Origin of the sequence: Lysinibacillus sp. FW12 (assembly GCF_050817245.1) — a bacterium.
In the GTDB taxonomy this organism is placed as follows: domain Bacteria; phylum Bacillota; class Bacilli; order Bacillales_A; family Planococcaceae; genus Lysinibacillus; species Lysinibacillus irui.
Genome location: NZ_CP139094.1, coordinates 2,396,576 through 2,415,425 on the forward strand (window position 1 = coordinate 2,396,576; position 18,850 = coordinate 2,415,425).

The window sequence follows — 18,850 nt, forward strand, 5'->3', positions numbered from 1 at the left end:
AAGAAAAATTGAATTAAAAAAGTACAGAGGTAATAACCTTTGTACTTTAATCAATTTGTTTTAAGATATTTTCAATATTTGTTAAACGGTTATTAATTTCCTGAATTTGCAGTTGTTGCAAATGGGCTGTTTCTTTATCTAATGTTAAACGTTCCTCTGCACGACGTTCCATACGACGGATAACGCTTATTACAAAGACAAAAATAATAACAAGAACAATCAGTGGCAGCAAAGCAAAGAATGCCGAAAAGATTGAAATGGACATGGACGACATTTCATCAACTCCCTTCATAATTAGTAAACCATCTAAAAACAATGTTATTCCTTTCTTTTTTTATCCGTTATGCCGCTAGCAACTTGGGCAATGAAATCGGCATTTAATGTAATGCTAAAAGGGTTTAGCGTGTAATACTTCATCGCTTTGCCACTTTCAGAAACTTCGTGATAGCCATTAATTAAGTTAGCTTCCTCTAATTTTTGTAAATGTAAGTATAGTAATGGTCTACTGATTGCTAACTCTCTTGCAAGTTGACTAACATATCGCTTTTCTTGATGGAGAATAGCAATAATTTTTAAACGATAAGGATTTGACAGAGCACCCAATACTGTTAACAGTTCATCACCTTTTAATATATCTTTCATATGTAATAATTTTATTACACATGAAACAAAATGACAAGTTAAGGTAAAAAAACCTTTAATGTAATGAATTGGTCATCACATTAAAGGTTATCTTGAGTGATTTTACGCAAGTTCTAAAGGTAGAAATGCATAGTCTCCGTCTCGTACAATTGAGCATTTCCGAACATGAATAGGCTGCTTAAAAAGTGGTCCATCGATGACAGTTGTATGGAATTCTCCACCCTCCCCACAAGGGTCAATGCCGCGGGCTTCAAGCTCCTGTACATATTCGTAGGTAAGGGTTCTTCCTAAATCTTCTTCGGTCATACCTAAGGATAAGTTGACCGTGACAATCATCGTGATAAATCCTAAGTTAATAAATTCATCGACAGCTTGACGATGGTTCATCTCCCACAAAGGCATACCAAGCTTTAATCCTGCCTTTTTTGTCACCTGATCATGCCAGCAGCCATGTTCAGGCATGTCTAAATCTCCTGTCACTAATACCTCTGCCCCTTGATTTTTTGCATTTTCTAAAAGACCAATGAACACATGCTCATATTCTGCCCAACTTGCTGCAGCCGTATAGACAGGTAATCCGATCAAGTCTGCTTGTGCCTGGATAAGCTCTGGTGGCATCCCATGGGACCTTGAGCGTTGCCCTTCTTCCTCAAGCATCACGATAAGACCTATTGCTTGACCTACCTGCGATGCTTTATATAAAGCTAAGACACTATCCTTTCCACCACTAAATGAAGCAATAAATCGATGATCTTGCGCATTATTTTTCCAGCCTGTTGTTTCTGTCATATTACTTTTCTCCCTTTACTATCAATCAAGATATATTCTTTTAGCTTCCTCGTCGAAAAACTGCGTAATTTTCGGATAGTTGTTGATGTCGATATTGGATTGCCTCATGATTTTCTGCAAAAAAATCGTATCCGCAAACATTTTATTGAGTATAAATTTACATAATAATGGGTTGTCTTGAAAATACTCAACTAACGCTTGGAGTTCATCAAAATGAAAATTCAAAATATAAATGGCGTAATTTTGTAATAACATACTCATACAATGCTCTCGGTAAGGATTGGACAGCTCCTCTAACAGCATGTTGTTTAGCAATTGAAAGAATGCTAATTTATTTTCCTTATACATATGTAAAAAGTGGTCCACATCATTAATTAACCGGAGGATTTCCTCAAGCCCTTCTTCTTGAGGCATCGCAAGCTTATGCGATTTCCCCTCTAATGTTTTTAAGAGCTCTAACGTAAGATGCTTACAAGCGTTTATTTCCTCAGGCGCTAACACTAATGAATCCTGATAGTTGTGGGCGTGCTCAAAAAAATAATCATGGTAAAAAGAAAGATATTGCTCCAGACGAATATTCGTTTTTGCATGTACTATCGATTGGTCTTGGAATGAAAAGGCGTAAAGCGTCTCCTCGTTCACTGGATGAGCATACAAAAAGAAAAAGAACAAGAAATCTTTTAATTGTTGCTTTTGCTCTTCGTTTAACATTGTCATATACGATAGTTGAGCTAGTTGGAAGAAACAATAATTTTTCATCCGGTCATTCATTGTATTATATGGATGACGAGGAATAATCCTTGTAGTTGAATTAATGGTATAGTGTACATAGTAAAATACTTGCTCATCGTAAACATCGAGCTGATGGAAATACGATGAGAGTATAGGTTTCCCATTTGATGGATCACCATACTGTGGATCTGGAGGTTGAAGCTCCTCTGCCCATGCCAAAAATGATTCATGCTCATGAGCACTAAAAAAGAGCTCCGCACTTTGATCTTCTAATACTGCATACTCAAAGTCCTCCATTGGAACAGCTGGTAATTCTCGATTGAATTTGATATTAAGATAGTTATTGAATAATGCTTGTACATTCGCCATGCATGTCCTCATTTCTTTAGGAAATTCAAGTCATAACGTCCTTTATTTTAACATAATCTTGATGAAAACTTAGCTGCTCGAGTAGAATTTCCACTTAACAACAACACCCTCCTACAAAATAGGAGGGTGTTCAAACGATATTAATACGCTTGCGCAAACCAAACTGTATGCTTTGCTTTGTTTCCACAGCCAATACATGTTGTTTTTGTTGTTGGTGGATTGAATGGGATGTTGCGGGATGTGTATTTTGTTTCTTCCTTCACTTTTTCCTCACATGCATCCTCGCCACACCATCCAGCAAGTACCCAGCCTGGAATTGAGCTGTTTTCTTTCGCTGTTTCGATATGCTGCTGAAGTTGTGGAAGTGTATCAATTGTTGTGTGTGTATTTGCTTCACGGAATTGACGGGCTTTTTCCAGTAAACGCGTTTGCATCGTTGTTAGCTCCTCTTCAATAGCTGTGACAATTGTAGGTAAATCGATTGTTCGTTTGTCTTCTTCATCACGCGCTTTCATTAGTGCTTGGTTGTTCTCCAGGTCACGTGGTCCTAATTCAACGCGAACTGGCACCCCTTTTAGCTCCCATTCATTAAACTTAAAGCCTGGTGACTGGTCTGAATCATCCAGACGAACTCGAATTCCTTTCGCTTTTAAGGAAGCAAAGATTTCGTCTAAATGTTCCATAATTTGAGGGTTCTTCTTCCATGGTCCAACTGGAATTAATACTACCTGTGTTGGCGCAATACGAGGAGGTAAAATCAGACCCTGCTCATCGCCATGGACCATAATAACGGAACCAATTAACCGTGTAGACGTACCCCAAGATGTCGTATGAACATATTCATGCTGATTCGCTTTATTCAAATACTTGATGTTAAAGGCTTCAGCAAACTTTGTCCCGAGATAATGCGATGTTCCTGCTTGCACAGCCTTCCCATTTTTCATCATGGCTTCAATGGAATACGTATCGACAGCACCTGCAAAACGTTCTGAAGGCGTTTTTTGACCATCGTAGACAGGAATTGCTAGCACTTGTTCCACTACTTCTTTATAAATGTCGAGCATTTGCATCGTTTCTTTTCGAGCATCCTCTTCATCGACGTGAGCTGTATGTCCTTCTTGCCATAGGAATTCGGATGTGCGAATAAAAGGAAGTGTTTTCTTTTCCCAGCGGAAAACATTTGCCCATTGATTGATAAGCACTGGTAAGTCCCGGTAGCTTTTGATCCAATTTGAGTACAGGTGTCCAATCATTGTTTCAGAGGTTGGTCGAAGCGCTAAGCGTTCCTCTAATTGTTCTCCTGCTGCCTCTGTTACCCATGGAAGCTCAGGTGAAAATCCTTCGATATGATCCTTTTCCTTTTGGAAGAAGGATTCAGGAATAAGCATTGGGAAATAGGCATTACGATGCCCTGTCTCTTTAAAGCGACGATCCATCTCCTCCTGAATATGTTCCCAAATTTCGTAGCCATCTGGTTTAAAGGCAATACAGCCACGAACAGGTGTATAATCCATTAAATCCGCCTTTTGAATGGTTTCAATATACCACTTTGAAAAATCTTCTTGTTGTTTTGACATGTGCATTCCTCCATATATTTTTGAAATAAAAAAGCACAAAGCTGTCCTTAAAATAAGGACGTCTTTGTGCTGGATAGACGTGGTACCACCTTGGTTTAGCTTTAAGCTTTCACTTAAAACCCTCTCACGTTTGGTAACGAAAACGACTCGGTTATGTTTGCATAACATCTCCGTGGTAGGTGTTCAGTACAGAAGCGGTGATATAGCTCTCAGCAGTTGCTATATTTTCTGTCTCACAATTCGTACTTACTTGGCCACATCATCAAATTGTATGGTTATTAACAGTTACTTTATCCCACTTTAGCAAAATCATTCAAGAATAGCAATTCATAACTGATTTTATTTTGTGACGGTGTTAACGATTAAATTCGTAAAATCCCCAACAGATAAAGGCTTACTGAAATAATAGCCTTGAACATATTCGCAGCCATGCTCGCGAAGAACGTTTAATTCAGCTTCCTCCTCAACGCCTTCAGCAACTACTTGCAGATTTAAGGCGTGGGCTAAAGAAATCATGGCCGAAATCATAGCGATTCCTGATTTTTCGGGCACGATATCCCGCACAAAAGCACGATCAATTTTAAGTACATCTACAGGGAATTTTTTTAGGTAATTTAACGATGAATAGCCTGTACCGAAATCATCTAGTGATATGGTAATGCCGAGTGCTCGCAATTGTTTAATAGTATCAATTAAGTCTTCCGTATAATCGAGCATACTCATTTCAGTAATTTCAATTTCTAATAAATGAGGGTCAATTCCAGTTTCTGCAATAACCTCCCGCACCATTTCCACAAAGCCATCTGTACTAATATGAATTGGAGAAATATTCACAGCTACGCGTAACGATAAATCATGTGTTTCATTCCACAAACAAGCTTGGGCGGAGGCCTTACGTAATACCCAAACACCAATATCATTTATGAGTCCACAATCTTCAGCAAACGGAATAAAGCGATCTGGTGGAATATGCCCTAATTCAGGATCATACCAGCGCAGCAATGCCTCCATACCAATGACCGTATCTGTTTTCAAATCTATTTTAGGCTGATAGTGCAATTCTAAGCGATCCTGTTTTAGTGCTTGGTGTAATTTTGTTTCTAATAAAAGCCATTTATCATTGGCTTCATCCATATTCTCACGATACAAGCGATATTGGTTACCTCGCGTCGATTTTGCTGCATACATAGCAATATCAGCATTTTTCAATAATTCTTCTACGGAGTTTGCGTGATCTGGGAAGATACTAATGCCGATACTAATACTTGCATAAAATTCATAGGTATCTACGATGAAGCTCTCATGGAAAACGTTAATAATTTCCTTGGCCATTTCTTCAATACGACCCACATCATTTAAAATCATGACAAATTCATCGCTATTATGGCGATAGAAAGAATTAGAGGTAAAATCAATATTTCGTAATCGATTGGACAGTTCCACTAAAAACATATCACCGATAATATGCCCAAGCCCGTCATTAATGTGTTTAAAGCGATTTACATCAATGAAAAATAACGCAAATTTTTCTCCTGTACGTCGAGATTGATGAAATTCATTTTCTAAACGCTGTTCTAATTTACGACGATTTGGCAGCCCTGTTAATTCATCGTGATAGGCAATGTGAGTAATTTTTTTGATGTCCTTTTGTGCTGTAATGTCGACTCGAATGGCGATATATTGATAAGGCTTTCCCCTTTCATCTAGGAATGGGAAAATGGTTGTCTTCACCCAATATAAACTGCCGTCTTTCGCACGATTGCACACCTCGCCATTCCACATATCACCTTTACCAATTGTTTTCCACATCTCTCTAAAGAAAGACTTTGGATGAAAACCTGAATTTAGTAAACGGTGATCTTGACCTAATAATTCTTCACGCGTGTACTTCGAAATTTTGCAAAAATGATCGTTCACAAAAGTGATTTTTCCGGTGCGATCTGTTATTGCTACAATGATAGAACTATTCATGGCAGAAAAGATATCTTGTAATTCTTTTAGACTGTAGTTCATTTGATTAATACTACTAGGCGTGATATTCATCATTCTCATTCTCCATTCATTAAAATATGAAGGGTTTGGTACTTTTGCTTTATCTTACAGCGAGGTATAAAGTTGTGGTATATCGCCCTTATTTATGTAATTATATTATAGTCCTAGAAAAGCAGTTAATTCAACCCAAATATCAAAAACAATCAAAGCTCCATTTGATAGTTTTTAATAGAATAGACAAAAATTAGTGATTAATTTTTCCCGAAAATCGTCTAATCATGGCGTTTTTAAATACTTTAGTACTATTAAAAGCACTAACTTTAGGCTATTTATCTTTAAAATGCACATAACTATGTAAATATGCAAAAATACCTTACCGTCCTCCGTAGGCAGTAAGGTATTTTACACGCTAAGAGATCTCATATTCAATTGATCCTCCTGAAGTTTTCGCATGTTGATTGTATGCATCTAACTGCTCTTGGGATAAATTCAACATATAATAGTGAAAATTTATCGGTTCTAAGCCATGCTCCTCACATACTTGTCGATAAAACTCATACCCTTCTCGATAATCTGTCATCCTTCTAACTTCCTTTCACTCTTGCGACTATACTTGATTTGTTCATAACTAATATTTTGTTATATAACAGAAATATTATTTTATTAAAAATATATAACAGCGTTATTAACTTGTCAATGAATGATCTGAAATTTCTTGTGAATGACGAAAGCCCAGTCCATTTTGTTTAGTATGGCTGGGCTTTTCATAAAATATTCACGTCGGCTTCCGTCATAACCACGTCCTTTTAAATTCCTAATTGTTTTGCCTGCATATTATAGGCAGAAAGTTGTTGCTGGGATAATTGCAAGACATAATAGCGGAAAGAAATTGGTTCTAACCCATAACGTTCACACATTTCACAATAAAAATCATAGCCATCACGATACTTTGACATCTAAAATTCCTCCTTGAATTCAAACTGTTTTATAACAGTTGTTTTTATTTTTATTTAATATATAACAGATTATGTAGCACGTCAAGAGTTTATAACAGAAAAATTTCATTACAAGAAAAGGAATTCGAGCTCTACGTTGAGTGCCCCAATTCCTTTAATCATTTCATATTGCTCTTACTGTTTCTTGTATTTGCTCGATATGACGCTGTTCGTGCAAATAGACCATTTCAATCCACTGATCCAGTGGCAATTCTCCTAATGCAGGATGCTTCACCGCATGCTTTGCTAATCGTTCGGGTTCTTCGATTGTTTGTAAAAAGGCTAGGAAATTCTTCCTTGTTGTCGCTAGTAAATCCAACATGGCTTCCATCGTAAAAGGCTGTTCCGTAGGTTCAACGATAGTTGGTGCTTGAAATTTCCTTGACCTATCCAAAATAAGCAGTACATCTTTTCGTGCGGGCGATGTTTGCTCTTGTGCTTTTACTCCCCATGCTATGGCTTTTTTCGTTGCTTCCTCCACTAAAACAAGATGATGACAAATTTGTGCTACACTCCAGCTCTGTGCATCCGGTTTAACATTAAAGAGCGTATCATCTAAAGTGTGAATCGTCTGAAGCAGTGCCGTTCGCGTTTCATCAAGATGATCTTTTACAATTGATATCATAAACACCCCATTTCATTTCGTATTCTCTTATATATTCGCTACTGATGGTAGAAAATCATCTTTCCCGTACCATATTAAATGGATTGTTTTCTAGTACATGCTGCAGCTGCTCATCTTCTATATGCGTGTAGATTTGCGTTGTTGCAACACTTGAATGCCCTAAAATATGCTGTAGGCTACGTATATCTGCTCCAGCTTTATACATCATCGTTGCAGAAGTATGGCGTAGTTTATGCGGTGTTAGTCGTTCCTTTTGCAGTCCTGATTGCTGATTAATGCGTTTGACAATTTTAGCAACCGTTTGACGTGTAAAGCGCGTGCCTTTTTGTGATACGAAAAGTGGTTCCTCACCGTCTCCCTTATAAGGGGTCTTGCCACCATTTTCATAGTCTGCAAGTGCCTGCATGCAGCTATCATTTAAATAGACCGTTCGTTCCTTATTGCCTTTCCCTATAACCGTTAAATACCGTCCTTGAATCGAGGTTGTATTAAGCTGGCAAAGCTCTGTTACACGAATTCCTAAATTTAAGAAAAACATCATCATACAGTAATTTCGCGGTGATGCCTGATTGATCTGAATACCTTCTATAAATTGTGTAGCTTCTTGAAGGTTCATATAGATAGGTCTTTTTCTGCCGATCTTCGGTGTTTCTAATTCATCTGCAGGATTTTCCTCAATGAGTCGACGTTTTCCTTTTAAGTATTTGAAAAAAGATTTTAAAGTCGCGACTTTTCGAGCTCTCGCCGCAGCAGAATTACCTCGTTGAACTTCACAGTACTCCATAAAGTAATAAAGATCCTCTAACGTAATAGCACGAATTTCTTCTATTGTCATTGTGGCAATATCTATAGCATCTAAATTCTCTATCCCCAAATCCTCTTGAACTGCTTTATGAAAACGGAAAAATAAAGTCAAATCATATTCATATTCTTTTCTTGTACGCTGTGACTTTCCTTTGATGGTTGTTAAATAGACAAGGAAATCCTTCATAAATTTTGGTTGCTTCGTTTTTTGCATCAAAAATCACCTCTATTTGCTCTATTTTACCATAAAAAACGTTCCCAAATTTATATTTGGGAACTTTATTACATAAAAAATGCTCTTTATGCGTATATAGAACAAATGTTCTTTTATGTGCAATAAAAAATCCCCTTTCAATTCAAAAGAGGATTTCGTTATAAATGATTTGTGACAGTTGCTACATTTTAGGCATAAAGTTCACGGGATATGAATATTAAAATCTAGTAGACTTTATCTGGATTGCGTTAAAGAAAAAAGACTATGGGAGGATTTTGAATTTTGAGAGGAGTTTTTTTCGAGCGTACGCAAAAAATCAGGATTTTTCACAAAAATGGTTTGCGCTGTGAGACGATTTGAAAAAACAGTAGATGGGTAACCACCCATGTCGATTCGTCTCACAATGTGTATGGTATTTTTTGGATAAATCGGTTATTTTACAAATACTGAGTATGCTCCATCTGATTGTTTTGTTAGTGACCAGTTTGTCGATAACATTTGTTGAATTTTTGTGACTGTTTCCTCATCACACGTTAAGTGCTGGATACCCGTTTCTAATAATTGGTAATCCTTCCCTTCTTCTAATTGAAAGCGTAGATGCAATAAACGTTGGATGCCTGGCAATGTTACATACTTAATTCGATAATGGCCATGTAGTGCATCTAAGAATTGTTGTTCCCCTTCTTTATAAAGAGCCATTGTCTCACTAAATTCATAGTTTGGTACTTGTTCTTGCCAAGCTGATACATCCCCCGCTCGTAAGGCACGTAAAATCTCCTCGTCTGTTAAATCTAATTTGGAAAGTTTATCTAATTCATAAGCTTGCATTAAATTAATGATGGTCATGATTGTTAGCTCCTTTTTATGTATTTATTCACAGTGTAACATGTTTTCACTACTACTTAAATTCGGAGGCGATCCATATGATGAAGAAATTATATGATTCTAGTCTTTTTTTCGATGAAATGTTTGACGGCAATAAGCCAAAGCCTCATTACCGTTCTTTTCATCATAAGCTATCCCTTTTTTCACAGGAGCAACTGGAAGAAAAATACCGACAAGCACAGGCAAGCTTTCTCAGACAAGGGATTACCTTTACGGTGTATGGAACACAGGATGGAACTGAGCGCACGATGCCTTTTGATTGTGTCCCGATTATTATTCCTCAAAGACAATGGACTCATATTGAGGCAGGTGTCAAACAGCGTGTAGAAGCTTTAAATTTATTTTTACAAGATGTCTATGGTCAGCAAAACATACTACGAGATGGGCTCATTCCTCGACAGCTTGTAGAAAATAATCCCTATTTCACGCAAATGATGACAGGACTTCAAGTGCCAATCAAGAATCATATATTTTTAGCAGGTATCGATTTAATTCGAGATGAAAAAGGTCTTTATCATGTGTTAGAGGATAATTTACGCAATCCGTCTGGCATTTCCTATGTGTTCGAAAATCGAGATGTCATGAAGGAAGTATATCCAGAGTTTTTCTCAAAACATACTATTCTACCATTGGATAAACAGATGTGTTATATGAAAAAGGCCCTTCTGGCACATCGACCTCCCTCCATGCAAGCGGATCGTGAGCCTAAAGCCGTGCTCCTTACAGCTGGCATTTATAATTCAGCCTACTACGATCATGTTTTTCTAGCCCAGCATTTAAATATCAAGCTAGTCGAGGGCCGCGATTTAGTTGTACAGGATTTGAAAGTTTATATGAAAACTATCTATGGTCTACAGCAAGTAGATATCATTTATCGTCGTATCGATGATGACTTTTTAGATCCTGCTGTCTTTCGTGAGGATTCTTTACTAGGTGTTCCTCATTTAATGGCGGCCTATCAAGCTGGTCATGTTGCTATTCTAAATGCTGTTGGAAACGGTGTGGCCGATGATAAAGCGATGTATGCCTATGTACCTGATATGATTCGTTATTATTTACAGGAAGAACCGATTTTACCGAATGTGAAAACCTATCACCTAGGGGATGACAAGCAGCGTGAATGGGTGCTTAAGCATATGCAGGAGCTAGTCATTAAGAATGTCAGTGCCTCTGGGGGCTATGATATGCTAATTGGTCCCCATGCAAGTGAGGAAGAAATCGCTTTGTTTAAGCAAAAAATCTGCAAGAACCCACTGCAATACATTGCCCAACCAACGATTAAACTATCCAGAGCACCTGCCTTTCAAAATGGACGATTCTACCCTTGCCATGTCGATTTGCGTGTGTATGTCATGAAGGGCGAGGATTGTTATGTTTTACCTGGTGGTTTATCACGAGTGGCACTTGAAGAAGGCTCACTCGTTGTGAATTCATCACAGGGTGGTGGTGCGAAGGATACGTGGATTTTAAAGGAGGAGTTGCAGCATGCTAAGTCGAGTAGCCGACGCGTTGTACTGGATGGCTCGGTATAGTGAACGCTCACAAACAAATGCACATATATTACAGATACAGCTGTTGAATATGTTGGAGCAATCTGGGCAAGAACATGACTATATTGATCATTGGGAGGCAGTGTTAAATATTTGCGCCTCCAAGGAGGAATATTTAGACAATTACAATACAGTACGAGTTAACCCATTGATTGACTATCTTCTATTTTCTGAAAAAAATAGTAATGCCCTCCACGCCACATTACGTGCGATTCGAGAAAATGCACGGGTAACGCGTGATAGTCTACCAACTGAACTATGGGAAATTCAAAATGACTTTTATTTAACAAAGCGACAGGCCATACTGACAAGAGAACGGCCAATCCCACTCATTGAGCTTCAGGCATTTTTACAGGAAGTGCGGAAAACGTTATGGATGGAAACGGGATTGATAGAGAGTACAATGGATCGTGCGCTCCCCTATTATTTCATGCAGGTCGGGAAATGGCTTGAGCGCGCAGAAAAAACAATTCGCATGACAGTCATTATTGTAGAACAGCAAAAGCAAGCGGGATTATCGTTAGAAGAACGTGATGGTGCATTTTTATTAGAGCTTGCGGCAGCAAGGGAGTCTTTTATGCGCAAGCATCGCCAAACAAATTTACAGACGGTCATTCGCTATTTAGTACAAGATGAGCATTGCCCAAGTTCTGTCATGTACTGTTTAAAGAAAATAGAAGATGCGATAATGGCTATTGAACATGATGCACTATCCTCAAGATTTTTAACACTTCAATGGAATATTAGAAGCCTTATCTTAGCTATCGATCACATTGATTTTTGGCAAATGACTATTGAAGAAACCATTACTATAATGGAGGAAAGATTGTCTCAATGTATTGCTTTTAGTGATACTTTTTCGACAATTTATCATTTATATGAACCCAGCGTACAACCTTGAAAGGAATCCACCACAGCTCCCTTTCAACAGGCAAGTCAGTAAGCAGAAGGAAGCGGACACGATGAAATTTGAAATTCAGCATACAAACGTTTTTCAATATGAATCTGAAGTCGACCAAAGTTTAAATACGATCCGTTTAAAGCCACGTAGTGATGAGCGTCAGCGATTATTATCCTATCGAATTGCCATAACGCCATCCTCTCTTACCCGTGAGCATACAGATATATGGGGTAATACAGTTGGGTCTTTTTATATACCAGAGCAGCATCAAACATTAGAAATTCATACATCATCGATTGTCAGTATTCAGCGTGCACCCTTTATTCATCGTATTCAGTATTCGCCTGAAATGCAGACAATCTTTCATTCACAGCTATTTTACGAGCATTATTTACCGTATTTAAAAGGAACTCATTTTACATTTATGACGGATCAGCAATTAGAGGAAGTCTATCATGCAATCGGTCATGCTGAAAATCCTGTGCTCTTTTCACTTAATTTAATGCAATATTTATATGCAAGCTTTGAATATGACCCAACAGCAACAGATGTAACAACAACAGCAAGTGAGGCTTTTGCGTTAAAACGAGGTGTTTGTCAGGATTTCACCCATGTAATGCTTGCTGTTTTGCGTGCAAAAGGAATCCCTGCTCGTTATGTCAGTGGCTACTTATATGTAGATGAAAATTCGGCCCTTATTGGCGATATTGCGACACATGCATGGGTAGAGGTCATGATACCAGGTATAGGCTGGATTGGCCTTGATCCAACAAATAATGTGGAAGTTTTAGAAAACCATATTATTTTATGTATTGGTCGCGACTATAGTGATATAAGCCCTGTAGAAGGAGTTTATACTGGAGGAAAGCATGATTTAACGGTAAAAGTCAGTGTGAAAGCATTAAATCATTTATAAAGAACAAGAAAGAGTCAGTGGAGCATAAAAAACTCCACTGATTTTGCGTTTAAGTCATATAATGCGGTCTCACGGATTTTATTCGAAGCGCTGCTGTCTTTCTGTCAGCACCCATTTCCGTACATAGCCCATTTCTTGTTGAATATGTTCCAGTGTTTTGTCTTGTTGAAATGACCGTTGCATAACGGTATAACGCAAATCTGTTGCTCTTACATTTTTACCTATATCTTGAGACATCGTTTGGAAAATACGCTCCACTGTCTTCGTTGAAATTGGCTTTGCCACACTCGCCTCACTTACCCAAATCCATTCCCCAACCTCTTGTCCATGTAAGTGTGCTGTCTCTTTTTTATATTGTGCTAGCATGTCCATAAGTACGGCTGAGCATTTTATTTCTCGACGCCCATTCCGATTGGCAATAAAAATAGTCGCATGTTCTTCGATGATGTGCGACCATTTCATGCGCACAAGCTCCGCTGGCTTACAACCTGTTTCCATCAACATTTGAACAATGGTACCATTACGTCTCGCCAGCCAGGCATGCTCCTCTGTTTTGGCATATTGAAAATAAGTTGGCCAAACATTGGCAATGAGCATGATCTGTTTATTTGTCAGTACTTGTAATGCCTCTTTTTGTCTTTTTTTGGGCTGTAATATAACTTGATAATCAAAAGGCTTTACCCATTCACGTAGAAAAATAAAGTCAACAAAGCCTCGTAAAGTCGCTATTTTATGATTAAATGTATTGATATTGCTGTAGGTTTCCTTTAGATAGTCACTATATAGCTTAAGTAAATTCTTTAATTGATGATCCACATACAAGTATTTCTGTTCATGGGCAAACGTTAAAAATTGCTGTCCATCCATGTTGTACTGCTTTTTTGTTGCAGCACTTTTTTTCAGTGATTGCAGCAGTAAAAAGTAACTATCCCATGCTTCCTTGAGTGTCACCATATGGCCCCTCCTTGTTTACTGTGCGTAGTATGTTTATATTTTACTATATATTGGGTGCGTCAGTTCATAATTAAATACAATTACTTTAGTGTCGGATAATCTGTATTATCATTACACACACCCGCTTCTTGCAGCAAGTGCTCCTTACGTAAATAAGAAACGTATGTTCTTACATTTAGTTTCTCACATCTTTTACTTTCTTACAATAGTAAATTTCTTCCCCCTGTTGTAGTACAAATGCTATCTTTTCCTTCTATTTTCGTGTAACAACGCAACTTTATATGAAAATTCGTATAATTCCGTGATTATTTTTCATTGTGTTATATAATAAAGACAGAAACTAACATGTAGGGGGCTTTCTACTATGCAAGTAAAGACGACTCGATTGGAAGCAGAAGATGCAAAAATTATTTATCAAGAAACAGCTGGTCTAGCCATTATTACGATTCACCGACCACAAGCCAAAAATGCGTTAACCGCAAACATGTGGGATCAATTAGCGAAAATAGCTCTACAAGTATTAGACAATCCTAAAAATAAAGTCCTTATTTTACGAGGCTCTGGCCAAAACTTTACCGCAGGCTCTGATATTAAAGAATTTAATGCCATCTCCCTCGACAAAGCCGAAGAAGCGTTTGTACATATGGAAAAAACCATTTCCACCATTGAGCGCTTACCCATTCCTACGATTGGCGTCATTAATGGGCCTGCGATGGGCGCTGGCTTAGAATTAGCCTTAGCCTGTGATATCCGTATTGGCTCCGACAAAGCGAAACTTGGTATCCCTGTCGGAAAATTAGGCATTACTTTAAATAATAAATTTGCGCAGCGTTTAGTACAGCTAGTAGGTCCTGCCACAACAAAGGATTTGGTCTTTACCGGTCGAATGTTTAAAGCCGAAGAAGCCTTCAAGCTAGGAATGCTCAACTATTTGGTAGCTGAAAAAGACTTAAATAAATATATGATCCGCATGGGCAAGCTCGTTGCAGGGATGTCGCCGGAATCCTTATTAGCTGTTAAACAATCCGTGCAAGAATGTCTTGATAGTGTGCCAACATTATGGCAGGGCTCTACACCATTTGTGGGCAGCGATTTTGCAGAGGGTTGCCGTGCCTTTGTTGAAAAACGCCAGCCGCACTTCACTCGACAGCCGAAATAAAAAACAGGTACTCTTTTCGCCCTGGTGCGATGGGGAGTACCTGTTTTTTATGATTTTTTCTTTTGTAAAGCCACTTTGACCTGAACATGGATCGCATCTAATTTATAGCCAAAATGCAGATAAAACGACTCCTGCACCGCTTGTTGAAGTTCCAATACATGCGCTGCTAATGGGTAATCGATCGGCAGCTTCACCTGAATAGTGAGGATCGCTTCAGCCTGATCACCTAGCACAAATTGAGCGTGCTCTACCTTTTGGACAATGGCTTGTTGATTACAGCAATAAGTCAGTAAATCAACATAGACATGCTTGCTAATCTCGATATACTCTCGCTGAAAATCAGGTCGCACAATGGTCGTTTCCCCGATTTTTTCACGTTTTGATGAAAAAATCTCCATCCCCTTTTGCACTAACCGTTTAAAGAAATTTTGCTCCACTTGTCGGTATGGAATGGGCATAACATGCTTACCTTGTGTTTGTCGGATAAAACGAGCTTTTTGAATTTCCTTCAAGGAACGAACATCTTCCACCTGATAATAGTGCTCAATAGGTCCAAGCTCCAGCTGCTTTGCAATGCTCTTCGTCATTTTAGTAGAGGTCCCAATCAACAAAATGGCCTCCACCTTATAGCTAGCTAACGCTTTTTTAACTGCCTCTCGATGTTCTCGCTCCGTAAAAATAGCACGCCGAACAGCGGTAATCGTATTTTTTTCAAATTTAGCTGAAACGCCAGCGACTTTTACGCCATTAATAATAAGTAATCCATCATCAATGATGGCCTCTACGCCTAATTTATGGGCAAAGGCAAGTGCACTAGTACTTTTGCCAGTGCCGCTTGGTCCGCTTAGTGAATATACCTTCACTGCTAACTCCCTCCACTCTACAAAATGCTTTTCGCATCCCGTGGTAGCATTTGTACATGCTTTAAATAGACCGTCATATTCGCATCATCTTTATGAGGGTATGAGAAATGAAAGTGATGCGCAACGTCTTTTGCGATGCTTCGAAACAGTGTGCATGTAGCAAAAATGGCATTCCACATATGATCATAATCGGCATCTGCATAGGTTTTTTTATACAATGCCCAATAATTTTCTGGCAGATAATTTTTCAAATACTTCCCCATCTTACCTGTAGATAATTCAAAATGGTGCTGCTGACCAATCCACCAATTGAGCATTTGATGAAGAGCGTGCCTCGTTGTGTCCTCAAACATTTGCTTAGCATAGGGCAGCTCGTCCCGCCATATCCCCTTCGCAACATTTTGTAAGCACCACCAAAAATCATTCGTACAGCTGTCAAACTGCCCCTTAGTAGGTGGACTAATATGATAATCACAATCAGAGGTTGGAGAGATAGGTGGCAAAAGCTGATCCTTATCTAGTAAAGGAACTGTTAGCTTATCCTTTCCATACTCATCTAGCATTGCTTGAGTTGATAATAAGCGAAGGTCTATTCGATTGCCATCTGTAAATAGCATTAAATATGTATAGCTATAAGCAAAGTCTTTGTCCAAACCAAGTCCTTTATCCAGTAGATCAGGCTCCTGCACCATCAGTAAGTCGCCAAATAGATGAATCCACTTGTCATCCTCTAAAAAGGAGGCCGTCTCCGTGACAACATAGACAATATCAAAATCTTGAAACATATCTTTTGCAACATGTGGGTTTGCTCTTGAGCCATTTAAATAGACAGCTCGAATTCTTTCGTCGTATTGTGCCGTCGTCAATAGTAAGTCAAACATCTCTTGCTCGGTTCTCATCAGACTCCCCCTACCTGAAAAACTTTATACTCAGTATAATACATTTCCCTCCATGAAGGAATTTATAGTAGCTTATTCCAACAACAGACAATCTATTTTCGCTAGTCTATGCACACATCTTCTTCATTATATAAATATTTTCTTTTTTCAGAATATCTGTCCCTTTATGTGCTTTAGTATGATAAAATGTGTACTACTATTCTGTTATCTCGCATAAACAGGTCATAGTAAGATCAACGGCCTGTAAAAGCCCGATTCGTGAACATAACCAATCGATTGGGAGATAAGACATCTCCTACGATTGACGTTTCACTTTATACAACAATAAGGAGTGTACTAGTTTTGAAAATCGTACCATCTAAAAAAATGTCATTATTTACACCAGCAATTTTCGGAGATTTGAAAAATTTTGCTAGAGAACAACAAGCAAAGGGCATGACGTTAATTGATTTAAGCTTAGGGAGTCCTGATCTTCCCCCACATGATAAAATACGTGAGCACCTTTCTTATCGAGCAGGTTTAGCAGAGTCTTACGGTTATACACTGACAGGTACACAACGTTTTTATGAAGCAGTAAGTCGCTACTATAAACGTCGTAGCAACGTTGACTTAGATCCAGCTACAGAAATCATTCAAACAATTGGCTCTCAAGAAGGCTTAGTTCATTTACCAATTGCCTTTTGTGATCCAGGTGACATCGTTTTATCTACTAACCCTGCCTATGTTGCCTATGACGCAGGGATTCACTTAGCGGGCGCAACACCTTATTATATGCCTCAAACAGCTGATAACAATTATCTTCCTGACTTAGACGCTGTACCTGAAGACATTGCTCAGAAGGCCAAGCTATTGATTTTAAACTTACCAGGAAATCCTGTACCCGCAATGCCCTCTTTAGCGTATTTTGAAAAAGTGGTTGCCTTTGCTAAAAAGTATAATATTATTGTTCTACATGATGCGGCGTATTCAGAGTTTTATTTTACAGGTGATGGTCCTATTAGCTTCCTTGCTACACCAGGTGCAAAAGAAGTCGGCATGGAAATTAATTCATTATCGAAAAGCTTTAGCCTTGCAGGGACACGTATTGCCTACATCGCTGGAAATGCAGAAATGATCGCCATTATCAAACAATTAAAATCCAATTTAGATTTTGGTATTTTTGAGCCGATTCAAGATGCAGCCGTTGTAGCGCTGGACAACGCAGAGGAAATCACGGAAAGCTTACGTGCCACTTTCTCTGAACGCCATAAGACATTAATGAATGGCTTACAAGCATTAGGTTGGGATGCGGCACCTTCAGATGGTGGGATGTTTGTATGGGCGAAATATCCGTACGATATCGACTGTACGGAGCTAGCCTTCCAATTAATTGAACAAGTTGGCGTTGTGACTGTTCCAGGGACCGTGTTTGGTACTGCTGGACAAGGCTATTTACGTTTAGCTTTAGTACAGCCTAAGGAACTTCTTCAAGAAGCTGTAGATCGCTTAGCACAAGTAAAATTACTGACAAAAAGCTAGATATAGTGAAAATAAAAGACCCTTCTAACATCATGTTGGAAGGGTTTTATCATGAAAATCAAGGTTATTAAATCCACACGTCATTTTCAGCGGTTAGCGCCGATTGTTCCTCGCCAGTATTTACTACGCCAATCGGTTCTACAAGCAAAATTTTGCATTCGGAAGCTGCATACGGTTTATGTTCAACATTACGTGGGACCACAAACATTTCACCTTCATTTAACTGCACATGACCATCTCGAAACTCGATTATTAAACTCCCTTCAATGACGATAAATACCTCATCCGTATCCTCATGCTTATGCCAAACAAAATCCCCTTGTACTTTCACTAGTTTAAATTGATAATCATTCATTTCCGCTATAACTTTTGGAGACCAATGCTCCTGAAATTTAGCCAATTTTTCTTGGAAATTGATCGGTATGTATGTCATTCCCTTTTCCCCCATCCTTTGGTGAATCTAATA

General features: G+C 38.5%; 20 protein-coding genes. 5 read left to right on the forward strand and 15 right to left on the reverse strand.

All coding sequences use genetic code 11. The features are described 5' to 3' along the window. Positions 1–46: 46 nt before the first annotated feature. The 11 genes from SJW71_RS12290 to SJW71_RS12340 form a co-directional block, all read right to left on the reverse strand. Positions 47–292, reverse strand: a complete 246-nt coding sequence (locus tag SJW71_RS12290; protein ID WP_274797210.1) for a hypothetical protein — start codon at positions 290–292, stop codon at positions 47–49. Between the two features lie 26 nt (positions 293–318). Beyond that, complete coding sequence (locus tag SJW71_RS12295) at positions 319–642, reverse strand: ArsR/SmtB family transcription factor (RefSeq protein ID WP_322605118.1); 324 nt, start codon at positions 640–642, stop codon at positions 319–321. Positions 643–744: 102 nt separating this feature from the next. Next, positions 745–1,431, reverse strand: coding sequence for a diphthine--ammonia ligase (locus tag SJW71_RS12300; RefSeq protein ID WP_431810927.1), 687 nt, complete (start codon positions 1,429–1,431; stop codon positions 745–747). 21 nt (positions 1,432–1,452) lie between these two features. After that, on the reverse strand, positions 1,453–2,532 hold the full coding sequence (locus SJW71_RS12305) for a hypothetical protein (RefSeq protein WP_431810928.1): 1,080 nt from the start codon (positions 2,530–2,532) through the stop codon (positions 1,453–1,455). 140 nt (positions 2,533–2,672) lie between these two features. Then, entirely contained in the window at positions 2,673–4,109 is a 1,437-nt protein-coding gene (gene proS / locus SJW71_RS12310) for a proline--tRNA ligase (protein WP_429979027.1), read from the reverse strand. Positions 4,110–4,448: 339 nt separating this feature from the next. After that, positions 4,449–6,155, reverse strand: coding sequence for a putative bifunctional diguanylate cyclase/phosphodiesterase (locus SJW71_RS12315; protein ID WP_431810929.1), 1,707 nt, complete (start codon positions 6,153–6,155; stop codon positions 4,449–4,451). Between the two features lie 355 nt (positions 6,156–6,510). Next, the gene (locus SJW71_RS12320; protein ID WP_274797202.1) at positions 6,511–6,681 is read right to left on the reverse strand and encodes a transcriptional regulator; all 171 of its coding nucleotides are present in this window, start codon (positions 6,679–6,681) and stop codon (positions 6,511–6,513) included. Positions 6,682–6,907: 226 nt separating this feature from the next. Further along, positions 6,908–7,057 (reverse strand): transcriptional regulator, encoded by a 150-nt coding sequence (locus SJW71_RS12325; RefSeq protein WP_274797201.1) that lies wholly within the window; start codon positions 7,055–7,057, stop codon positions 6,908–6,910. 163 nt (positions 7,058–7,220) lie between these two features. Next, positions 7,221–7,721: a DinB family protein gene (locus SJW71_RS12330; RefSeq protein ID WP_274797200.1), complete on the reverse strand. Its 501-nt coding sequence runs from the start codon at positions 7,719–7,721 to the stop codon at positions 7,221–7,223. Between the two features lie 55 nt (positions 7,722–7,776). Next, positions 7,777–8,739 (reverse strand): tyrosine recombinase XerC, encoded by a 963-nt coding sequence (locus SJW71_RS12335; protein WP_431810930.1) that lies wholly within the window; start codon positions 8,737–8,739, stop codon positions 7,777–7,779. A 432-nt stretch (positions 8,740–9,171) separates the two neighbouring features. After that, positions 9,172–9,585 (reverse strand): hypothetical protein, encoded by a 414-nt coding sequence (locus SJW71_RS12340; protein WP_274797198.1) that lies wholly within the window; start codon positions 9,583–9,585, stop codon positions 9,172–9,174. Positions 9,586–9,665: 80 nt separating this feature from the next. On the opposite strand from SJW71_RS12340, the gene SJW71_RS12345 reads away from it, so the two are divergent. The 3 genes from SJW71_RS12345 (at position 9,666) to SJW71_RS12355 (ending at position 12,991) form a co-directional block, all read left to right on the forward strand. Then, positions 9,666–11,156 (forward strand): circularly permuted type 2 ATP-grasp protein, encoded by a 1,491-nt coding sequence (locus SJW71_RS12345; RefSeq protein ID WP_322605207.1) that lies wholly within the window; start codon positions 9,666–9,668, stop codon positions 11,154–11,156. Further along, positions 11,110–12,075, forward strand: a complete 966-nt coding sequence (locus SJW71_RS12350; RefSeq protein WP_274797197.1) for an alpha-E domain-containing protein — start codon at positions 11,110–11,112, stop codon at positions 12,073–12,075. Before SJW71_RS12345 ends, SJW71_RS12350 begins: the two co-directional genes overlap by 47 nt. A 61-nt stretch (positions 12,076–12,136) precedes the next feature. Beyond that, entirely contained in the window at positions 12,137–12,991 is an 855-nt protein-coding gene (locus SJW71_RS12355) for a transglutaminase family protein (RefSeq protein WP_274797196.1), read from the forward strand. A gap of 78 nt (positions 12,992–13,069) precedes the next feature. Here SJW71_RS12355 and SJW71_RS12360 read toward each other — a convergent pair whose 3' ends face one another. Further along, entirely contained in the window at positions 13,070–13,945 is an 876-nt protein-coding gene (locus SJW71_RS12360; protein ID WP_431810931.1) for a tyrosine-type recombinase/integrase, read from the reverse strand. A 364-nt stretch (positions 13,946–14,309) separates the two neighbouring features. Between SJW71_RS12360 and SJW71_RS12365 the strand changes: the two genes are divergently transcribed. Further along, positions 14,310–15,104 (forward strand): enoyl-CoA hydratase/isomerase family protein, encoded by a 795-nt coding sequence (locus SJW71_RS12365; RefSeq protein ID WP_274797193.1) that lies wholly within the window; start codon positions 14,310–14,312, stop codon positions 15,102–15,104. A gap of 47 nt (positions 15,105–15,151) precedes the next feature. Here the strand turns inward: SJW71_RS12365 and SJW71_RS12370 are convergent, their stop codons facing one another. Together SJW71_RS12370 and SJW71_RS12375 are read right to left on the reverse strand one after the other, a co-directional pair. Beyond that, complete coding sequence (locus SJW71_RS12370; RefSeq protein ID WP_431810932.1) at positions 15,152–15,967, reverse strand: ATP-binding protein; 816 nt, start codon at positions 15,965–15,967, stop codon at positions 15,152–15,154. 17 nt (positions 15,968–15,984) lie between these two features. Then, entirely contained in the window at positions 15,985–16,866 is an 882-nt protein-coding gene (locus SJW71_RS12375) for an aminoglycoside 6-adenylyltransferase (protein WP_431810933.1), read from the reverse strand. A gap of 342 nt (positions 16,867–17,208) precedes the next feature. Here SJW71_RS12375 and SJW71_RS12380 point away from each other — a divergent pair, with 342 nt between their 5' ends. Then, positions 17,209–18,384, forward strand: a complete 1,176-nt coding sequence (locus SJW71_RS12380) for an aminotransferase class I/II-fold pyridoxal phosphate-dependent enzyme (RefSeq protein WP_431810934.1) — start codon at positions 17,209–17,211, stop codon at positions 18,382–18,384. A gap of 67 nt (positions 18,385–18,451) precedes the next feature. Here the strand turns inward: SJW71_RS12380 and SJW71_RS12385 are convergent, their stop codons facing one another. Continuing rightward, positions 18,452–18,817 (reverse strand): cupin domain-containing protein, encoded by a 366-nt coding sequence (locus SJW71_RS12385; RefSeq protein WP_341386216.1) that lies wholly within the window; start codon positions 18,815–18,817, stop codon positions 18,452–18,454. Positions 18,818–18,850: the final 33 nt, after the last annotated feature.